This window comes from Enterobacter sp. JBIWA008 (assembly GCF_019968765.1).
In the GTDB taxonomy this organism is placed as follows: domain Bacteria; phylum Pseudomonadota; class Gammaproteobacteria; order Enterobacterales; family Enterobacteriaceae; genus Enterobacter.
This window is the reverse complement of record NZ_CP074149.1, coordinates 415,677-430,402: the sequence shown is the minus strand read 5'-3', so window position 1 is coordinate 430,402 and position 14,726 is coordinate 415,677. Positions and strand designations below refer to the sequence as shown.

Annotated in this window: 17 protein-coding genes; 15 read left to right on the top strand and 2 right to left on the bottom strand. The window is 58.9% G+C overall.

Features of this window, described 5'->3' with window-relative positions:
- Positions 1 to 18: 18 nt before the first annotated feature.
- Both KGP24_RS02050 and crfC read right to left on the bottom strand, forming a co-directional pair.
- Complete coding sequence (locus KGP24_RS02050; protein ID WP_223562217.1) at positions 19 to 894, bottom strand: YjcZ-like family protein; 876 nt, start codon at positions 892 to 894, stop codon at positions 19 to 21.
- Positions 891 to 3,245 carry a clamp-binding protein CrfC gene (crfC, locus tag KGP24_RS02045; protein ID WP_223562216.1) on the bottom strand — a complete coding sequence of 785 codons (2,355 nt, stop codon included), beginning with the start codon at positions 3,243 to 3,245 and terminating at the stop codon, positions 891 to 893. The genes KGP24_RS02050 and crfC overlap by 4 nt, the downstream gene beginning before the upstream one ends.
- Before the next feature lie 596 nt (positions 3,246 to 3,841).
- Here crfC and KGP24_RS02040 point away from each other — a divergent pair.
- The 15 genes from KGP24_RS02040 (at position 3,842) to phnO (ending at position 14,723) form a co-directional block, all read left to right on the top strand.
- Positions 3,842 to 4,177, top strand: a complete 336-nt coding sequence (locus tag KGP24_RS02040; RefSeq protein ID WP_023334217.1) for a zinc ribbon domain-containing protein YjdM — start codon at positions 3,842 to 3,844, stop codon at positions 4,175 to 4,177.
- A gap of 80 nt (positions 4,178 to 4,257) precedes the next feature.
- Positions 4,258 to 4,695 (top strand): VOC family metalloprotein YjdN, encoded by a 438-nt coding sequence (gene yjdN, locus KGP24_RS02035; RefSeq protein WP_223562215.1) that lies wholly within the window; start codon positions 4,258 to 4,260, stop codon positions 4,693 to 4,695.
- Positions 4,696 to 4,831: 136 nt separating this feature from the next.
- A complete protein-coding gene (gene phnC, locus KGP24_RS02030) occupies positions 4,832 to 5,620 on the top strand; it encodes a phosphonate ABC transporter ATP-binding protein (RefSeq protein WP_223562214.1) in 789 nt (262 codons plus the stop codon).
- 24 nt (positions 5,621 to 5,644) lie between these two features.
- Entirely contained in the window at positions 5,645 to 6,661 is a 1,017-nt protein-coding gene (gene phnD / locus KGP24_RS02025; protein WP_223562213.1) for a phosphonate ABC transporter substrate-binding protein, read from the top strand.
- Positions 6,662 to 6,711: 50 nt separating this feature from the next.
- Positions 6,712 to 7,491, top strand: coding sequence for a phosphonate ABC transporter, permease protein PhnE (phnE, locus tag KGP24_RS02020; RefSeq protein WP_223562212.1), 780 nt, complete (start codon positions 6,712 to 6,714; stop codon positions 7,489 to 7,491).
- 20 nt (positions 7,492 to 7,511) lie between these two features.
- A complete protein-coding gene (gene phnF, locus KGP24_RS02015; RefSeq protein WP_223562211.1) occupies positions 7,512 to 8,237 on the top strand; it encodes a phosphonate metabolism transcriptional regulator PhnF in 726 nt (241 codons plus the stop codon).
- On the top strand, positions 8,238 to 8,690 hold the full coding sequence (gene phnG / locus KGP24_RS02010) for a phosphonate C-P lyase system protein PhnG (protein WP_223562210.1): 453 nt from the start codon (positions 8,238 to 8,240) through the stop codon (positions 8,688 to 8,690).
- The gene (phnH, locus tag KGP24_RS02005) at positions 8,687 to 9,271 is read left to right on the top strand and encodes a phosphonate C-P lyase system protein PhnH (RefSeq protein ID WP_223562209.1); all 585 of its coding nucleotides are present in this window, start codon (positions 8,687 to 8,689) and stop codon (positions 9,269 to 9,271) included. Before phnG ends, phnH begins: the two co-directional genes overlap by 4 nt.
- On the top strand, positions 9,271 to 10,335 hold the full coding sequence (locus KGP24_RS02000; RefSeq protein WP_223562208.1) for a carbon-phosphorus lyase complex subunit PhnI: 1,065 nt from the start codon (positions 9,271 to 9,273) through the stop codon (positions 10,333 to 10,335). The genes phnH and KGP24_RS02000 overlap by 1 nt, the downstream gene beginning before the upstream one ends.
- On the top strand, positions 10,328 to 11,173 hold the full coding sequence (phnJ, locus tag KGP24_RS01995; protein ID WP_033144435.1) for an alpha-D-ribose 1-methylphosphonate 5-phosphate C-P-lyase PhnJ: 846 nt from the start codon (positions 10,328 to 10,330) through the stop codon (positions 11,171 to 11,173). The genes KGP24_RS02000 and phnJ overlap by 8 nt, the downstream gene beginning before the upstream one ends.
- Positions 11,170 to 11,925: a phosphonate C-P lyase system protein PhnK gene (gene phnK, locus KGP24_RS01990; protein ID WP_008500057.1), complete on the top strand. Its 756-nt coding sequence runs from the start codon at positions 11,170 to 11,172 to the stop codon at positions 11,923 to 11,925. The genes phnJ and phnK overlap by 4 nt, the downstream gene beginning before the upstream one ends.
- Positions 11,926 to 11,934: 9 nt before the next feature.
- Positions 11,935 to 12,615: a phosphonate C-P lyase system protein PhnL gene (gene phnL, locus KGP24_RS01985; protein ID WP_223562207.1), complete on the top strand. Its 681-nt coding sequence runs from the start codon at positions 11,935 to 11,937 to the stop codon at positions 12,613 to 12,615.
- Positions 12,612 to 13,748 carry an alpha-D-ribose 1-methylphosphonate 5-triphosphate diphosphatase gene (phnM, locus tag KGP24_RS01980; protein WP_223562206.1) on the top strand — a complete coding sequence of 379 codons (1,137 nt, stop codon included), beginning with the start codon at positions 12,612 to 12,614 and terminating at the stop codon, positions 13,746 to 13,748. The genes phnL and phnM overlap by 4 nt, the downstream gene beginning before the upstream one ends.
- Positions 13,745 to 14,296 carry a ribose 1,5-bisphosphokinase gene (phnN, locus tag KGP24_RS01975; RefSeq protein ID WP_223563441.1) on the top strand — a complete coding sequence of 184 codons (552 nt, stop codon included), beginning with the start codon at positions 13,745 to 13,747 and terminating at the stop codon, positions 14,294 to 14,296. Before phnM ends, phnN begins: the two co-directional genes overlap by 4 nt.
- Positions 14,289 to 14,723 carry an aminoalkylphosphonate N-acetyltransferase gene (phnO, locus tag KGP24_RS01970; RefSeq protein ID WP_223562205.1) on the top strand — a complete coding sequence of 145 codons (435 nt, stop codon included), beginning with the start codon at positions 14,289 to 14,291 and terminating at the stop codon, positions 14,721 to 14,723. Before phnN ends, phnO begins: the two co-directional genes overlap by 8 nt.
- The last annotated feature ends 3 nt before the right edge of the window (positions 14,724 to 14,726 follow it).

The window sequence follows — 14,726 nt, the reverse complement described above, 5'->3', positions numbered from 1 at the left end:
GTCAGGGGGATAAGGGATTCACCCAAAAATCTCTTCCACCATCGCGTCCACCAGCCGTTTTGCCGAACAGAGCCTTGGCATACCCAGCGCGACGGTCTGCCAGTTTTGCGTCACTGACCAGCTCACGGGATGTTGATCCGCCTGACACCAGTCCCCCAGCCAGCCCAGCATGTCTTTATGATCGATTAAAGCCGGAGAGGCTGGCGTTGTCAGCCACTGGTGATAGAAATGGCGGGTCGTGGATGACGCATTGACGCCCTGCGCCAGATAGTTTGCCGCCATGCTGCGCAGGTTATCCTTAAGCATTGCCGCCACATCTTCATTCGCAAGGCGGCATGCATCACCAAATGCCCCCCAGCGCAGCTCTTCCAGGACGATAAAACAGCGCCCGGCCAGCGACCAGCCATCATAATGCCCGGCCCGCCAGCGGGTAAAAATCTGCTCGCTATGCTCACCCGCCTGCACCGTCAGCCCACGCTGGGTTAGCGCCTTCTCTTTATATGCGGCGCGTTGGGTAAAATGAGATGCAAGTTCAGCGTACTGCTGCATCAGCCCGGGGGACTGCTGGGCGCGGGGGTGCGTCTGCTGGCGCAAAGCAATCAGTTTCTCTGCCATCAGCGTCAGCGCGAGATGACCCGGGTCAAGCATGCCGGCCAGTTTTTCCGCCAGGCCCAGGCGCAGCGCTGCATTTTCATTGAGCATACCCGCCATCGCCCAGGGGCGTAGCCTGGTATGCGTCATGATTTCCTGAGTCAAACGCTCACGAAACTGAAGCTGTTGAGGTCCCAGGTGAGGATGACGCGCCGCGTCCACTCCCTGAACCAGATCGACCATAAATTTTGGATTAATACACTCCAGCGTTCGCCCGGGGCCGTCCAGTAGTGGTGTTGTCATGGTTGCTCTGCCGCGAATAGAGTTTGAATATCATCGCGTAACAGTCGGGTATCTTCCTGTATCCACGTTGCAGTAGTAATACTTTGCTTCAACAACTGGCAGAGCGCTCGGGTTGAATGCTCATTCTGTTGACGCACTGCGAGGCTATCACGCAAGCTTTCCTGTAACCCGGTCAGGCACAACGAAAATTCTGCAAAGAACGTTGCCATTCCTGCCGTAACAGAGACATCGACCTGCGCGGAAAAAGCTTTACGTATTTGTTCACAAAACAGCTCAATATGTTGCTTAAATTTGTCATGTAGCTGCGCAATATCGATAACATAGCGCGTGCGCGTTTCCACATACTCATCCCAGCCCCAGCCCGGGTTATTGAGCCAGCGAGAGACCGTTTCTCGCATGCTGCTCCCGCCTGATGACGGGCCTGCCTGGCTGTCATCCTGCGCTATCGCATCATTAAACAGCGCCCGCGTATTGAAGTTAAGCTGGTGAGCCTGAAACGCCGGGAAACTGATCCGCGCCCGAAAGCCCGCATGGCTGAGATGCTCTTTAATACGCGTTTCGATGGGCCGCATGGCTTCGTTCAGGGAACGCGCCAGCGTAGACTCAAGCTGGTCGAAGCGTAACGCCAGCTCCCGGCAAATCTTCGTCTGCGCATCCAGCATCACCAGCTCGCAGGAGGAGCGGATTTTACTCAGCGCAATCTGCGCCTGCCTTTCATCGTCCAGAACCAGTTGCTTCAGCTCGTGTGGCTCGTCACCGTGAGGGTTCTGCCGAACGATGCCTGCCAAATCAAGAATATGCTGAGCGCTGAACACCTCGCCAATCGCCTGGTTAAGCGCGGTTTTTTGGGCCGCCATAAAGCCCGCATTGGCGTTCAGCGTCTCCTCAACTTCATGTTTCACCTCATCACTTACCACGCTCTGACGCGTCTGCAGATGCGCCATGTCCTCTTCCAGACGTGCGATATTCAATTCCAGCGCCTCAAAGGCAACCGTCAGCCCCTGATAGCGGAAGTCGAGGTACTCCCGGGCATTTTGTGCGTAGTTGAGCAGCTTGTGCGAGGCCGAACGCAGCGCGTAAAGCGAGGCATTTGCATAGGCGGCGTAAATCAGTTTGCGTATCGGTTGTTCGAAAAGCGAATCTTCCCAGAGCAAATCGGCAGCATGACGAATATGGTCGATATCGTCCAGGTCCGCCGTGCGCCAGCGACGCCCAAGCGCAGCTTCGGCAAAATCCTGCACCCAGGGTTGCTCCTGATGATCCGGCAGTTTTCCATGGGTACTCATCTCGTAGCGAGCGCGGTTCGCCAGATAGGCCCACATGGACGAAACGGGGTAGATCTGGCCAGGCGAAATATTGCCCTTCATTAAGGTGCCGGAGATCATCGCCCGGATCTGCTCTTCATCGTCGCTATTGCGATCTTTCTGATCGAATTTATTGACCAGCGCATACAGCGGCACGGATTTTCCCGCCGCGGAAATGGCCTGGCGTACCTCTTCATCAGAGATAGATTTAAGCTGGGTATAATCCATCACGGCCAGCACCGCCGACGCGCGGGACAACTGCTCGCTGAGCATTTTTTGCAGATGCGGCTGTCCGGCCTCATTCGGCCCGGGCGTATCGAGCAGCGTCAGCTGTCCGAGGTGAGCATCCAGACCCGCAAGATGCACGAACTCCACTTCAATCACCGGGATGTGTTCGATAGCCGCATATTCAGAGAACGGAAATTCCACCCCTAACGCCTGGGATAGTCTCACCAGGTCGTTGAGGCTTTTCAGACAATGAAATATCGGCTGCGCGCCCAGGTGATGCTTCTCAAAAGCTTCCCCTTTTTCAATGCGCTCCAGCAGCGTATTCATGTCTTTATCAATTTCCAGATGCTGAGCCAGCTTCCCGCGATCGTAATCGCATAGCTTTTTCTGAAGCAGTTGAATCAATTCATCGATCGGCGAGGCATGTGAGAAATGCAGCACCGGCTCCTTCTGGCCCGGCGAGTGCCGAATCAGGGTAGGAAGCGCCGTCATCGGACGATTGCGGTTCGGCAACACTTCGGTCCCCACAATCGCATTAATGGTGGTCGATTTCCCCGCCTTCATGGTGCCCACAATAGCCAGGACCATTTCCAGACGGGTTATTTTTCGTAATTCATTATTCAGCATCGCATGCTGTGTTTCGACACCGCGCGCACTAAAATGCAAAGGTAAAACGTTGTTCTTTTCGCCCGTAATAGCAGCCGCGGTGCTCTCCAGCATCTCGGTCGGCATTGATTTCAAGGTATCGAGGTTTTGCAGGGCGAGCTGTAGCAAACGCTCAGCTTCCTGGCTTAATTCAAAAATGGTCTGTGCGTGCATGATAAAAGACTTTCCTTAACGCAAATTTATTACTTTTATTAAGCCACTGGTATTAATTATGTTGTTCAGGCTTATATGATCACGTGTGGAAAACATGTTCGCCGAAATATAACTGATTGATGATAATCAGAAATAATTCACTATCCTTGCGTGGCGTGTATAGCTCCTCTCCTGGTCTGATAGCCAAAAGAAAAAAAGCGTAGCCCATTTTTAAGAAACTTCAGGATATATCATCATTATTTCCCCCCTAAAAAGAGAGGTAATACCCCACTGCCATAAGATATGTAGAGCAGCGAAGTCGGGAGATAAATAACAATGTGTCGCTTCACCTTATCCGAAATGGAGGAGCGTAGCAATTTGCCGCAATAAAATATTCGATATATTTAGCACCAATTCTTTCCACCGTGTTAATGACGTAAGCATCGCTTAACTGACTGACAGGAAGTGTCACTCCCGATACGCTTTTTGCATTTTTTTTAATTCACAATGTCACCGACAAACGTGTGGATTTGCGCTATACTTGCCGCCTTTTTCGGCACGCTGCCGTCATTTAGCTGGCACTTTCCAGCGCGTTTACACTTTTTGAGGATACCGATATGTCACTCCCACACTGCCCAAAATGCAATTCTGAATACACCTATGAAGATAATGGCATGTTCATCTGCCCGGAATGCGCTCACGAATGGAATGATGCCGAACCATCACACGATGCTGATGCACTTGTCGTAAAAGATGCGAACGGCAATCTGCTGGCGGACGGCGACAGCGTTACCGTGGTTAAAGACCTGAAAGTGAAAGGCAGTTCTTCCATGCTGAAGATCGGCACCAAAGTGAAGAATATCCGTCTGGTTGAAGGCGATCATAATATCGACTGCAAAATTGACGGTTTCGGTCCGATGAAGCTGAAATCAGAGTTCGTGAAAAAGAACTGATTTACCCGCCCGGTGGCGCTTCGCTTACCGGGCTTTCGGAAACTACACTTAATGGGCATTTCTTACGTGAGGTAAAGATTATGCCGTTAAGTCCCTACATCTCTTTCGCCGGCAACTGCGCAGAGGCCACCGCCTTTTACCAGCAAGCCGTCGGCGCAGAGCTTCTCTATAAAATCACCTTCGGCGAAATGCCAAAAAGCGATAACAGCGATGAAGGCTGTCCGTCCGGTATGCAATTTCCGGATTCGGCTATCGCTCACTCCAACGTCCGCATTGCAGGCAGCGATATCATGATGAGCGACGGGATGCCGCCGGGCAGCAACGCGCAGTACGCGGGCTTCACGCTGGTTCTCGACACCCAGGACGTCAATCAAGGTAAACGCTGGTTCGACAACCTCGCCGCGGGCGGGAATGTCGACATGGCCTGGCAGGAAACCTTCTGGGCTCACGGTTTCGGTAAAGTCACCGATAAATACGGCGTGCCGTGGATGATTAACGTCGTTAAGCAACAGCACTAATTTTCGGGCGGTGGGCAGTCTGCCTCCGCCTGTCATCAAACTCCGCTCAACTCTTCAAACTCCCGCAACCCAGACTTAACCCAAATGTCACATTGATGCGCCAGCATGAGGCCACATTTATCGTGAGGCCCAGCACATGCAAACCGTCATCCGCGTCGAGAAACTGAGCAAGACCTTCCATCACAATAAGGCTCTGCATGCCGTTGATCTGACCGTCCGGCAGGGCGAAATGGTGGCGCTGCTGGGGCCATCCGGTTCGGGTAAATCCACCCTTCTGCGTCATTTAAGCGGTCTTCTCACCTGCGATAAAACGCCGGAAAGCCACGTCGAGCTGCTGGGCAATACCGTGCAGCGCGCGGGGCGTCTCGCCAGCGATATCCGCAAGAGCCGCGCCCAGACGGGCTACATCTTCCAGCAGTTCAACCTGGTGAACCGCCTGACGGTGCTGGAGAACGTGCTGATTGGCGCGCTCGGCAGCACCCCGTTCTGGCGCACCTGTCTGCGCTGGTTCTCCCCTTCGCAGAAGCAGGAAGCCTTGCAGGCGCTGACTCGCGTCGGCATGGCGCATTTCGCCCACCAGCGCGTCTCCACCCTGTCCGGTGGACAACAGCAGCGCGTCGCCATTGCCCGCGCCCTGATGCAAAAAGCGCAAATCATTCTCGCTGACGAACCTATTGCCTCGCTGGACCCGGAGTCCGCCCGCATCGTGATGGAAACCCTGCGCGACATTAACCAGAACGACGGCATCACCGTGGTGGTGACGCTGCATCAGGTGGATTACGCCCTGCGCTACTGCGAACGCATCGTCGCCCTGCGTCAGGGGCACGTGTTCTTTGATGGCGCGAGCCATCAGTTTGATAACGAACGTTTTGACCATCTTTACCGCAGCATTAACCGCGTCGAAGAGAACGCGCAGGCTGCTTAAATAAACCCGATCCGAGGAAAGTACATGAGCTACAAAGCCGTTGCCGCGCTGGCCTTTACCAGCATGTTCAGCCTCAGCACCCTGTTAAGCCCGGCGTATGCACAAGAGCAGGAAAAAGCGCTGAACTTCGGCATTATTTCGACGGAATCACAGCAGAACCTGAAGCCTCAGTGGGAACCGTTCCTGAAAGACATGGAAACCAGGCTGGGGATCAAAGTTAACGCCTTCTTCGCCCCGGACTACGCGGGCATCATCCAGGGGATGCGCTTTAATAAAGTGGACATCGCCTGGTACGGCAACCTCTCCGCCATGGAAGCGGTGGACCGCGCGAACGGCCAGGTCTTTGCCCAGACCGTCGCGGCAGATGGCTCCCCGGGCTACTGGAGCGTGCTGATCGTCAACAAAGACAGCCCGATCAACAACCTCAACGACATGCTCGCCAAACGCAAAGAGCTGACCTTCGGCAACGGCGACCCGAACTCCACCTCCGGTTACCTTGTCCCTGGCTACTACGTCTTCGCCAAAAATAACGCCTCCGCGAGCGACTTCAAACGCACGGTGAACGCCAGCCACGAAACCAACGCCCTGGCCGTGGCCAACAAGCAGGTGGACGTTGCCACCAACAACACCGAGAACCTCGACAAGCTGAAAACCTCAGCGCCGGACAAGCTGAAAGAGATCAAGGTTATCTGGAAATCGCCGCTGATCCCGGGCGACCCGATCGTCTGGCGTAAAAACCTCTCCGAGAGCACCAAGGATAAGGTGTACGACTTCTTTATGACCTATGGCAAAACGCAGGAAGAGAAAGCGGTCCTGGCGCGCCTGGGCTGGGCACCGTTCCGCCCGTCAAGCGACCTGCAGCTGGTCCCGATTCGCCAGCTGGCGCTATTTAAAGAGATGCAGGGCGTGAAGGACAACAAAGGGCTGAAGGACGAGGAGAAGACCAGCAAAGTGGCCACCATTCAGGCCCAGCTGGAAGACCTTGACCGCCTGACCGCCGCGCTCGGCGCGATGACCAGCGTGAATAAAGCGGTGCAGTAACTCAAGTCCCCTCTCCCACAGGGAGAGGGAGAACAGCTTAAGGAGCCAACATGCAAACCATCACCCTCCCACCGCCGAAGCGCAGCTGGTTCTCGCTCATAAGCTGGGCCATCCTGCTGGCGGTGCTGGTTATCTCCTGGAAGGGCGCGGAAATGGATCCGCTGCTGCTCTTCAAAGACGCGGGCAACATGGCGACCTTCGCCGCCGACTTCTTCCCGCCGGACTTCAGCCAGTGGCAGGATTACCTCAGCGAAATGGCGGTCACCCTGCAAATCGCCGTCTGGGGCACCGCCCTTGCCGTCGTTCTCTCCATTCCGTTTGGCCTGATGAGCGCTGAAAACATCGTGCCGTGGTGGGTATACCAGCCGATGCGTCGCCTGATGGACGCCTGTCGCGCCATCAATGAAATGGTCTTTGCGATGCTGTTCGTGGTCGCCGTTGGCCTGGGTCCGTTCGCCGGCGTGATGGCGCTGTTCATCCACACCACCGGCGTGCTCTCCAAGCTGCTCTCCGAAGCGGTCGAAGCCATTGAGCCCGGCCCGGTGGAAGGCATCCGCGCGACCGGCGCCAACAAAATCGAAGAGATTCTTTACGGCGTTCTGCCGCAGGTGATGCCGCTGCTTATCTCCTACTCCCTGTACCGCTTTGAGTCCAACGTCCGCTCCGCGACCGTGGTCGGCATGGTGGGCGCCGGCGGGATTGGCGTCACCCTGTGGGAAGCGATTCGCGGTTTTCAGTTCCAGCAAACCTGCGCCCTGATGGTGCTCATCATCCTCACCGTCAGCCTGCTGGATTTCCTCTCTCAACGTTTGCGTAAGCACTTCATCTGAGAAGCGAGGCTTTGTTTTCTATGCACTTATCCAGACATCCGACCAGTTACCCGACCCGCTGGCAAGAGATTGCGGCAAAGCTCGAAGTGGAGCTGCGTACGCACTACCGCTGCGGAGACTATCTGCCCGCGGAGCAGCAGCTTGCCGACCGCTATGAAGTGAACCGCCACACGCTGCGTCGCGCCATTGACCAGCTGGTCGAGCGCGGCTGGGTCCAGCGCCGTCAGGGCGTGGGCGTGCTGGTGCTGATGCGCCCGTTCGACTACCCGCTTAACGCCCAGGCGCGCTTTAGCCAGAACCTGCTGGATCAGGGCAGCCACCCGACCAGCGAAAAGCTGCTCTCGGTATTGCGCCCGGCCTCCAGCCACGTGGCGGACGCGCTGGGTATTCAGGAGGGCGATAACGTCATTCACCTGCGCACCCTGCGCCGCGTCAACGGCGTGGCGGTGTGCCAGATAGACCACTACTTCGCGGATCTCGCCCTCTGGCCCGTGCTACAGCATTTCTCCAGCGGCTCGCTGCATGACTTTCTTCAGGATGCGACAGGCATTGCGCTCAAGCGCACCCAGACGCGCATCAGCGCCCGTCGCGCGCAGGCGAAAGAGAGCAAGGTGCTCGAAATTCCCAATATGGCCCCGCTGCTCTGCGTACGCACCCTCAACCACCGTGACGGCGAGATCGACGCGACGGAATACTCCGTCAGCCTGACCCGCGCCGACATGATCGAATTCACCATGGAGCACTGAATGCACTTCGACACCTCCACCCGACAGCGCTGGATGCGCGTGCTGGCCCACAGCCAGCCTGCTGCGCTGGCTGCCCGCATGAACGCGCTCAGCCTGACGCCAGACTACGACACCCTTCGCGCTCCGGAGATCGGCCTCGTTCAGATCCAGGCGCGCATGGGCGGCACCGGCGAGCGCTTTTTCGCCGGAGACGCCACCCTCACCCGCGCGGCGATCCGCCTGAACAGCGGCACGCTGGGCTACAGCTACGTGCTGGGGCGCGATAAGGCGCACGCCGAGCGCTGCGCGGTGATCGACGCGCTTTTACAGGAACAACCCTATTTCCAGTCGTTAATGGAAACCCTTATTGCCCCGCTGGAAGCCGGCCGCGCCGCGCGCATTGCCGCACGTCAGGCCGAAGTGAACACCAGCCGGGTCGACTTCTTTACGCTCGTTCGCGGAGACAACGCATGACGCTTCAACCTGCTTTTACCCTGGCCGTCCAGGATGCCCAACACAGTTTTCGTCGCCTGCTGAAAGCGATGAGCGAGCCGGGCGCGATCGTCTCGCTGCACCAGCTCTCCCAGGGCTGGCTGCCGCTGAATCTGGCGACCACCAGCGTGCTGCTGACGCTTGCCGACAACGACACCCCTGTATGGCTTTCGGGTGCGCTGTTGAACGATATCGCCAGCCAGAACCTGCGTTTTCACACCGGCGCTCCGCTGGTCGATCAGCCCCAGCAGGCAATCTTTGCCGTGGCCGATGAACAAATCAGCCACGAACAGCTCAATGCCCTGAGCGAAGGCAGCTCGGTCGCCCCGGAGACCAGTGCCACGCTGATTCTGCAGGTCTCCAGCCTGAGCGGCGGCCGCATGCTGCGCCTCACGGGCGCAGGCATCGCCGACGAGCGCATGGTCGCGCCGCAGCTGCCGGAGTGCATCATTCACGAGCTGACCGAACGCCCGCACCCGTTCCCGCTGGGCATTGACCTGATCCTGACCTGCGGCGAGCGCCTGCTGGCGATCCCGCGGACCACCCACGTGGAGGTGTGCTGATGTACGTTGCCGTCAAAGGGGGCGAGAAGGCCATCGCCGCCGCCCATGCGCTGCAGGCGCACAGACGACGGGGCGATGAACGGCTTCCCGAGCTGAGCGTCGCCCAGATTGAGCAGCAGCTAAACCTCGCCGTCGACCGAGTGATGACCGAAGGCGGCATCGCCGATCGCGAGCTGGCGGCGCTGGCCCTGAAGCAGGCCAGCGGCGACAGCGTGGAAGCCATTTTCCTGCTGCGCGCCTGGCGCACCACCGTTCCCCGTCTGGCAGTCAGCAAGCCGGTGAATACGGCGGAGATGCGCCTTGAGCGTCGAATTTCCGCCGTCTATAAAGACATCCCCGGCGGCCAGCTGCTTGGCCCAACCTACGACTACACCCATCGCCTGCTGGATTTTACCCTGCTGGCGAACGGCGAAGCGCCGCAGCTGAGCACCTCCGACGCCGAACAAGAACCGTCTCCGCACGTCTTCAGCCTGCTGGCGAAACAGGGCCTGGCGAAGGCGGAAGAAGACTCAGGCGCGCAGCCGGATGACATCACCCGCACGCCGCCGGTTTACCCGTGCTCGCGCTCGTCGCGCCTGCAGCAGCTGATGCGCGGCGACGAAGGCTATCTGCTGGCGCTGGCCTACTCCACCCAGCGCGGCTACGGGCGTAACCACCCGTTTGCGGCCGAAATTCGCAGCGGCTATATCGACGTTGAAATCGTGCCGGAAGAGCTGGGTTTTACGGTGAACGTCGGCGAACTGCTGATGACCGAGTGTGAAATGGTGAACGGTTTCGTCGCCCCGGAAGACGAAGACCCGCACTTTACCCGAGGCTACGGGCTGGTATTCGGCCTCGGCGAACGCAAGGCGATGGCAATGGCGCTGGTTGACCGCGCACTCCAGGCGCCTGACTACGGCGAACACGTTGCTGGCCCGGCGCAGGACGAAGAGTTTGTGCTGGCCCACGCGGACAACGTTGAGGCCGCCGGTTTTGTCTCGCACCTCAAGCTGCCGCACTACGTCGATTTCCAGGCCGAACTGGAACTGCTGAAACGCCTGCAACGGGAGCGCAAAAATGGCTAACTTAAGCGGCTACAACTTTGCCTATCTGGATGAGCAAACCAAACGCATGATCCGCCGCGCCATCCTCAAAGCGGTGGCCATTCCGGGCTATCAGGTGCCGTTCGGCGGCCGCGAAATGCCGATGCCCTATGGCTGGGGCACGGGCGGTATTCAAATTACCGCCAGCGTGATCGGCGAGGCGGACGTGCTGAAGGTCATCGACCAGGGCGCCGACGACACCACCAACGCCGTGTCGATTCGCAGCTTTTTCCAGCGCGTCACCGGCGTCAATACCACCGAAAAAACCGAAGACGCAACGCTGATCCAGACCCGTCACCGCATCCCGGAAACCCCGCTCACCGAAGATCAGATTTTGATTTTCCAGGTGCCGATCCCGGAGCCGCTGCGCTTTATCGAGCCGCGAGAAACGGAAACCCGCACCATGCACGCCCTGGAAGAGTACGGCGTCATGCAGGTGAAACTGTATGAGGATATCGCCCGCTTCGGCCATATCGCCACCACTTACGCCTACCCGGTGAAGGTGAACGGGCGCTACGTGATGGACCCGTCACCGATCCCGAAATTCGATAACCCGAAGATGGACATGATGCCCGCCCTGCAGCTGTTCGGCGCCGGGCGCGAGAAACGCATCTACGCCGTACCGCCTTACACCCGCGTGGAAAGCCTGGATTTCGACGATCACCCGTTTACGGTGCAGGAGTGGGACGAGCCGTGCGCCATCTGCGGATCCAAACACAGCTATCTGGACGAAGTGGTGCTGGACGATACGGGCAAACGGATGTTTGTCTGCTCCGACACCGATTACTGCCGCCAACAGAGCGAGGCGAATAGCCAATGAAACCGCTGCTTTCGGTTAATCACCTGACTCACCTGTATGCGCCGGGCAAAGGCTTTAGCGACGTGTCGTTCGAGCTGTGGCCGGGCGAAGTGCTGGGGATCGTCGGCGAGTCCGGCTCCGGCAAAACCACCCTGCTGAAGTCCATCTCCGCGCGCCTGACGCCGCAGAACGGCGACATTTTGTATGAAGGCGCCTCGCTGTACGGCATGAGCGAGGCCGAGCGCCGCCGCCTGCTGCGCACCGAGTGGGGCGTGGTGCATCAGCACCCGATGGACGGCCTGCGCCGTCAGGTCTCCGCGGGGGGCAACATCGGCGAACGCCTGATGGCCACCGGCGCGCGCCACTACGGCAACATCCGCGCCACCGCCCAGCACTGGCTGGAAGAGGTGGAAATCCCCGCCTCGCGCATCGACGACCTGCCGACAACCTTCTCCGGCGGGATGCAGCAGCGCCTGCAGATTGCGCGCAACCTGGTCACCCATCCGAAGCTGGTGTTTATGGATGAACCCACCGGCGGGCTGGACGTCTCCGTGCAGGCGCGCCTGCTCGACCTGCTGCGCGGTCTGGTGGTGGAACTGAACCTCGCGGTGGTGATTGTCACCCACGATTTAGGCGTTGCGCGCCTGCTGGCGGACCGTCTGCTGGTGATGAAGCAGGGCCAGGTGGTGGAAAGTGGGTTAACCGACCGGGTGCTCGACGATCCTCATCATCCGTACACTCAGCTGCTGGTGTCGTCCGTATTGCAGAATTAAGAGGCCAACATGATCCGCGTAGAAAACGTAAGTAAGACCTTTGTGCTCCACCAGCAAAACGGCGTGCGCCTGCCGGTGCTGCAAAATGCCTCGTTAGAGGTCAGCAGCGGCGAATGCGTGGTGCTGCACGGCCATTCCGGCAGCGGAAAATCCACCCTGCTACGCTCCCTGTACGCCAACTATCTGCCGGACGAAGGCCACATTCACATTCGCCACAATGAAGAGTGGGTCGATCTGGTGCAGGCCCCCGCGCGTAAAGTGCTGGAAGTGCGCCGCACGACGATCGGCTGGGTGAGCCAGTTTCTGCGGGTGATCCCGCGGATCTCCGCCCTGGACGTGGTGATGCAGCCCCTGCTGCATCTCGGCGTGCCGCGCGAAGCCTGCGCCGCCAAAGCCGCCAGCCTGCTGACGCGCCTCAACGTGCCTGAACGCCTGTGGCACCTTGCCCCGTCGACCTTTTCCGGCGGCGAGCAGCAGCGCGTCAATATCGCCCGCGGTTTTATCGTCGACTACCCGATTTTACTTCTGGATGAACCCACCGCCTCGCTCGACGGTAAAAACAGCGCCGCCGTGGTGGAGCTGATCGAACAGGCCAAAGCGCGCGGCGCGGCGATCGTCGGGATCTTCCACGACGACGCCGTACGCAGCCGCGTGGCGGACAGACTGCACCCGATGGGGGTCTACGCATGATTATCAATAACGTCAGGCTGGTGCTGGAAAATGAAGTCGTTAATGGCTCGGTTGAAGTCCATGAAGGCGTTATTCGCGCCTTTGCCGAAACCCAAAGCCGTACCCCTGAAGCGATGGACGGTGAAGGCGGCTGGCTGCTGCCGGGGCTGATTGAACTGCATACCGACAATCTGGACAAATTTTTCACCCCGCGTCCGAAGGTCGACTGGCCTGCCCATTCGGCGATGAGCAGCCATGACGCGCTGATGGTCGCCAGCGGCATCACCACCGTGCTGGACGCGGTGGCGATTGGCGACGTGCGCGACGGCGGCGATCGCCTGGAAAATCTGGAGAAGATGATCAACGCGGTAGAAGAGACGCAAAAACGCGGCCTCAACCGCGCCGAGCATCGTCTGCACCTGCGCTGCGAACTGCCGCACCACACTACCCTGCCGCTCTTTGAAAAACTGGTCGGCCGCGAGCCGGTCTCGCTGGTCTCCCTGATGGACCACTCGCCGGGGCAGCGCCAGTTCGCCAATATTGAAAAATATCGCGAATACTATCAGGGCAAATATTCTCTCAGCGACGCCGAGATGGCGCGCTACGAAGAAGAACAGCTGGCGCTTGCGGCACGGTGGTCGCAGCCGAACCGTCTCGCTATTGCCGCGATGTGTCGTGACCGCAATATCGCGCTGGCCAGCCATGACGACGCCACGCACGATCACGTGCTCGAATCCCACCAGCTTGGCAGCGCGATCGCCGAATTTCCCACCACGCTTGAAGCGGCTGAAGCCTCCCGCAGGCACGGCATGAGCGTGCTGATGGGCGCACCGAACATCGTGCACGGCGGCTCGCACTCCGGCAACGTGGCGGCAAGCAGGCTTGCCTCGCTTGGTCTGCTGGATATTCTTTCGTCCGACTACTACCCCGCCAGCCTGCTGGATGCGGCGTTCCGGGTGGCCGACGACGAGGGAAACAGCTTCACGCTGCCCCAGGCGATTCGGCTGGTGACGAAAAACCCGGCCTCGGCGCTCAATCTTCAGGATCGCGGGGAAATCGCGGAGGGTAAACGCGCGGATCTGGTACTCGCCCACCGCAAGGGCGAGCACGTTCATATCGACCACGTCTGGCGTCAGGGAAAAAGGGTATTCTGATGGGAAGGCTCATCTGGTTAATGGGGCCATCGGGCTCCGGTAAGGACAGCCTGCTGTCCGCCTTACGGCAGCGGGAACATCCGCAGCTGCTGGTCGCGCATCGCTATATTACCCGCGCGGCCAATGCCGGGAGTGAAAACCATATCGCCCTGAGCGAGCAGGAGTTTTTCACCCGCGCCGGGCAAAACCTGCTGGCGCTGAGCTGGCATGCCAACGGTTATTACTATGGGATCGGCATCGAGACCGATCTGTGGCTGCATGCGGGGTTCGACGTGCTGGTTAACGGCTCGCGCGCGCATCTGCCACAAGCGCGCGCCCGCTATGAGGCGGCCCTGCTGCCGGTCTGCCTGCAGGTTTCGCCGGACGTCCTGCGCAGCCGGTTGCAAAGCCGGGGGCGTGAATCAGCCCGTGAGATCGATCAGCGGCTTGAGCGGGCGGCCCGCTATGCCCCGTCGGACTGCCACATCCTCAATAACGACGGAAGTTTGCTACAGTCAGTCGACACCTTTTTATCGCTTATCCGTCAGAAGGAGAAACAGCATGCCTGACTGCAAGCTTCGCCCCGCCACCGCCGACGATGCGCAGATTGTCTATGCCCTGATCTGCGAACTGAAGCAAGCAGAGTTCGATCGCCAGGCTTTTCACGCGGGCTATCTTGCCAATCTGCAGGATCGCAACATGCGCTACCAGCTTGCCGAGTTTGACGGACAGGTCATCGGCATGATCGGTCTGCACATGCAGTTCCACCTGCATCATGCTCGCTGGATCGGCGAGATCCAGGAGCTGGTGGTGATGCCGCAGGCGCGTGGGCTAAAGGTGGGGAGCCAGCTGCTGGCCTGGGCAGAGGACGTTGCGCGGCAGGCTGGCGCTGAACTCACTGAACTTTCCACCAGCGTGAAGCGCGCCGACGCGCACCGTTTTTACGTTCGTGAAGGATACACGCAGAGCCATTTTCGATTCACCAAACCGCTGTAGAGG

What these genes read in the sequence shown, in the direction of transcription:
- phnE (WP_223562212.1), top strand. Translation starts at nt 6,712, where the DNA reads ATGCAAACCATCACCCTCCCACCGCCGAAGCGCAGCTGGTTCTCGCTC.
- phnF (WP_223562211.1), top strand. Translation starts at nt 7,512, where the DNA reads ATGCACTTATCCAGACATCCGACCAGTTACCCGACCCGCTGGCAAGAG.
- phnL (WP_223562207.1), top strand. Translation starts at nt 11,935, where the DNA reads ATGATCCGCGTAGAAAACGTAAGTAAGACCTTTGTGCTCCACCAGCAA.
- KGP24_RS02000 (WP_223562208.1), top strand. Translation starts at nt 9,271, where the DNA reads ATGTACGTTGCCGTCAAAGGGGGCGAGAAGGCCATCGCCGCCGCCCAT.
- phnJ (WP_033144435.1), top strand. Translation starts at nt 10,328, where the DNA reads ATGGCTAACTTAAGCGGCTACAACTTTGCCTATCTGGATGAGCAAACC.
- KGP24_RS02050 (WP_223562217.1), bottom strand. Translation starts at nt 894, where the DNA reads ATGACAACACCACTACTGGACGGCCCCGGGCGAACGCTGGAGTGTATT.
- yjdN (WP_223562215.1), top strand. Translation starts at nt 4,258, where the DNA reads ATGCCGTTAAGTCCCTACATCTCTTTCGCCGGCAACTGCGCAGAGGCC.
- phnH (WP_223562209.1), top strand. Translation starts at nt 8,687, where the DNA reads ATGACGCTTCAACCTGCTTTTACCCTGGCCGTCCAGGATGCCCAACAC.
- phnO (WP_223562205.1), top strand. Translation starts at nt 14,289, where the DNA reads ATGCCTGACTGCAAGCTTCGCCCCGCCACCGCCGACGATGCGCAGATT.
- phnG (WP_223562210.1), top strand. Translation starts at nt 8,238, where the DNA reads ATGCACTTCGACACCTCCACCCGACAGCGCTGGATGCGCGTGCTGGCC.
- phnM (WP_223562206.1), top strand. Translation starts at nt 12,612, where the DNA reads ATGATTATCAATAACGTCAGGCTGGTGCTGGAAAATGAAGTCGTTAAT.
- crfC (WP_223562216.1), bottom strand. Translation starts at nt 3,245, where the DNA reads ATGCACGCACAGACCATTTTTGAATTAAGCCAGGAAGCTGAGCGTTTG.
- phnD (WP_223562213.1), top strand. Translation starts at nt 5,645, where the DNA reads ATGAGCTACAAAGCCGTTGCCGCGCTGGCCTTTACCAGCATGTTCAGC.
- KGP24_RS02040 (WP_023334217.1), top strand. Translation starts at nt 3,842, where the DNA reads ATGTCACTCCCACACTGCCCAAAATGCAATTCTGAATACACCTATGAA.
- phnC (WP_223562214.1), top strand. Translation starts at nt 4,832, where the DNA reads ATGCAAACCGTCATCCGCGTCGAGAAACTGAGCAAGACCTTCCATCAC.
- phnK (WP_008500057.1), top strand. Translation starts at nt 11,170, where the DNA reads ATGAAACCGCTGCTTTCGGTTAATCACCTGACTCACCTGTATGCGCCG.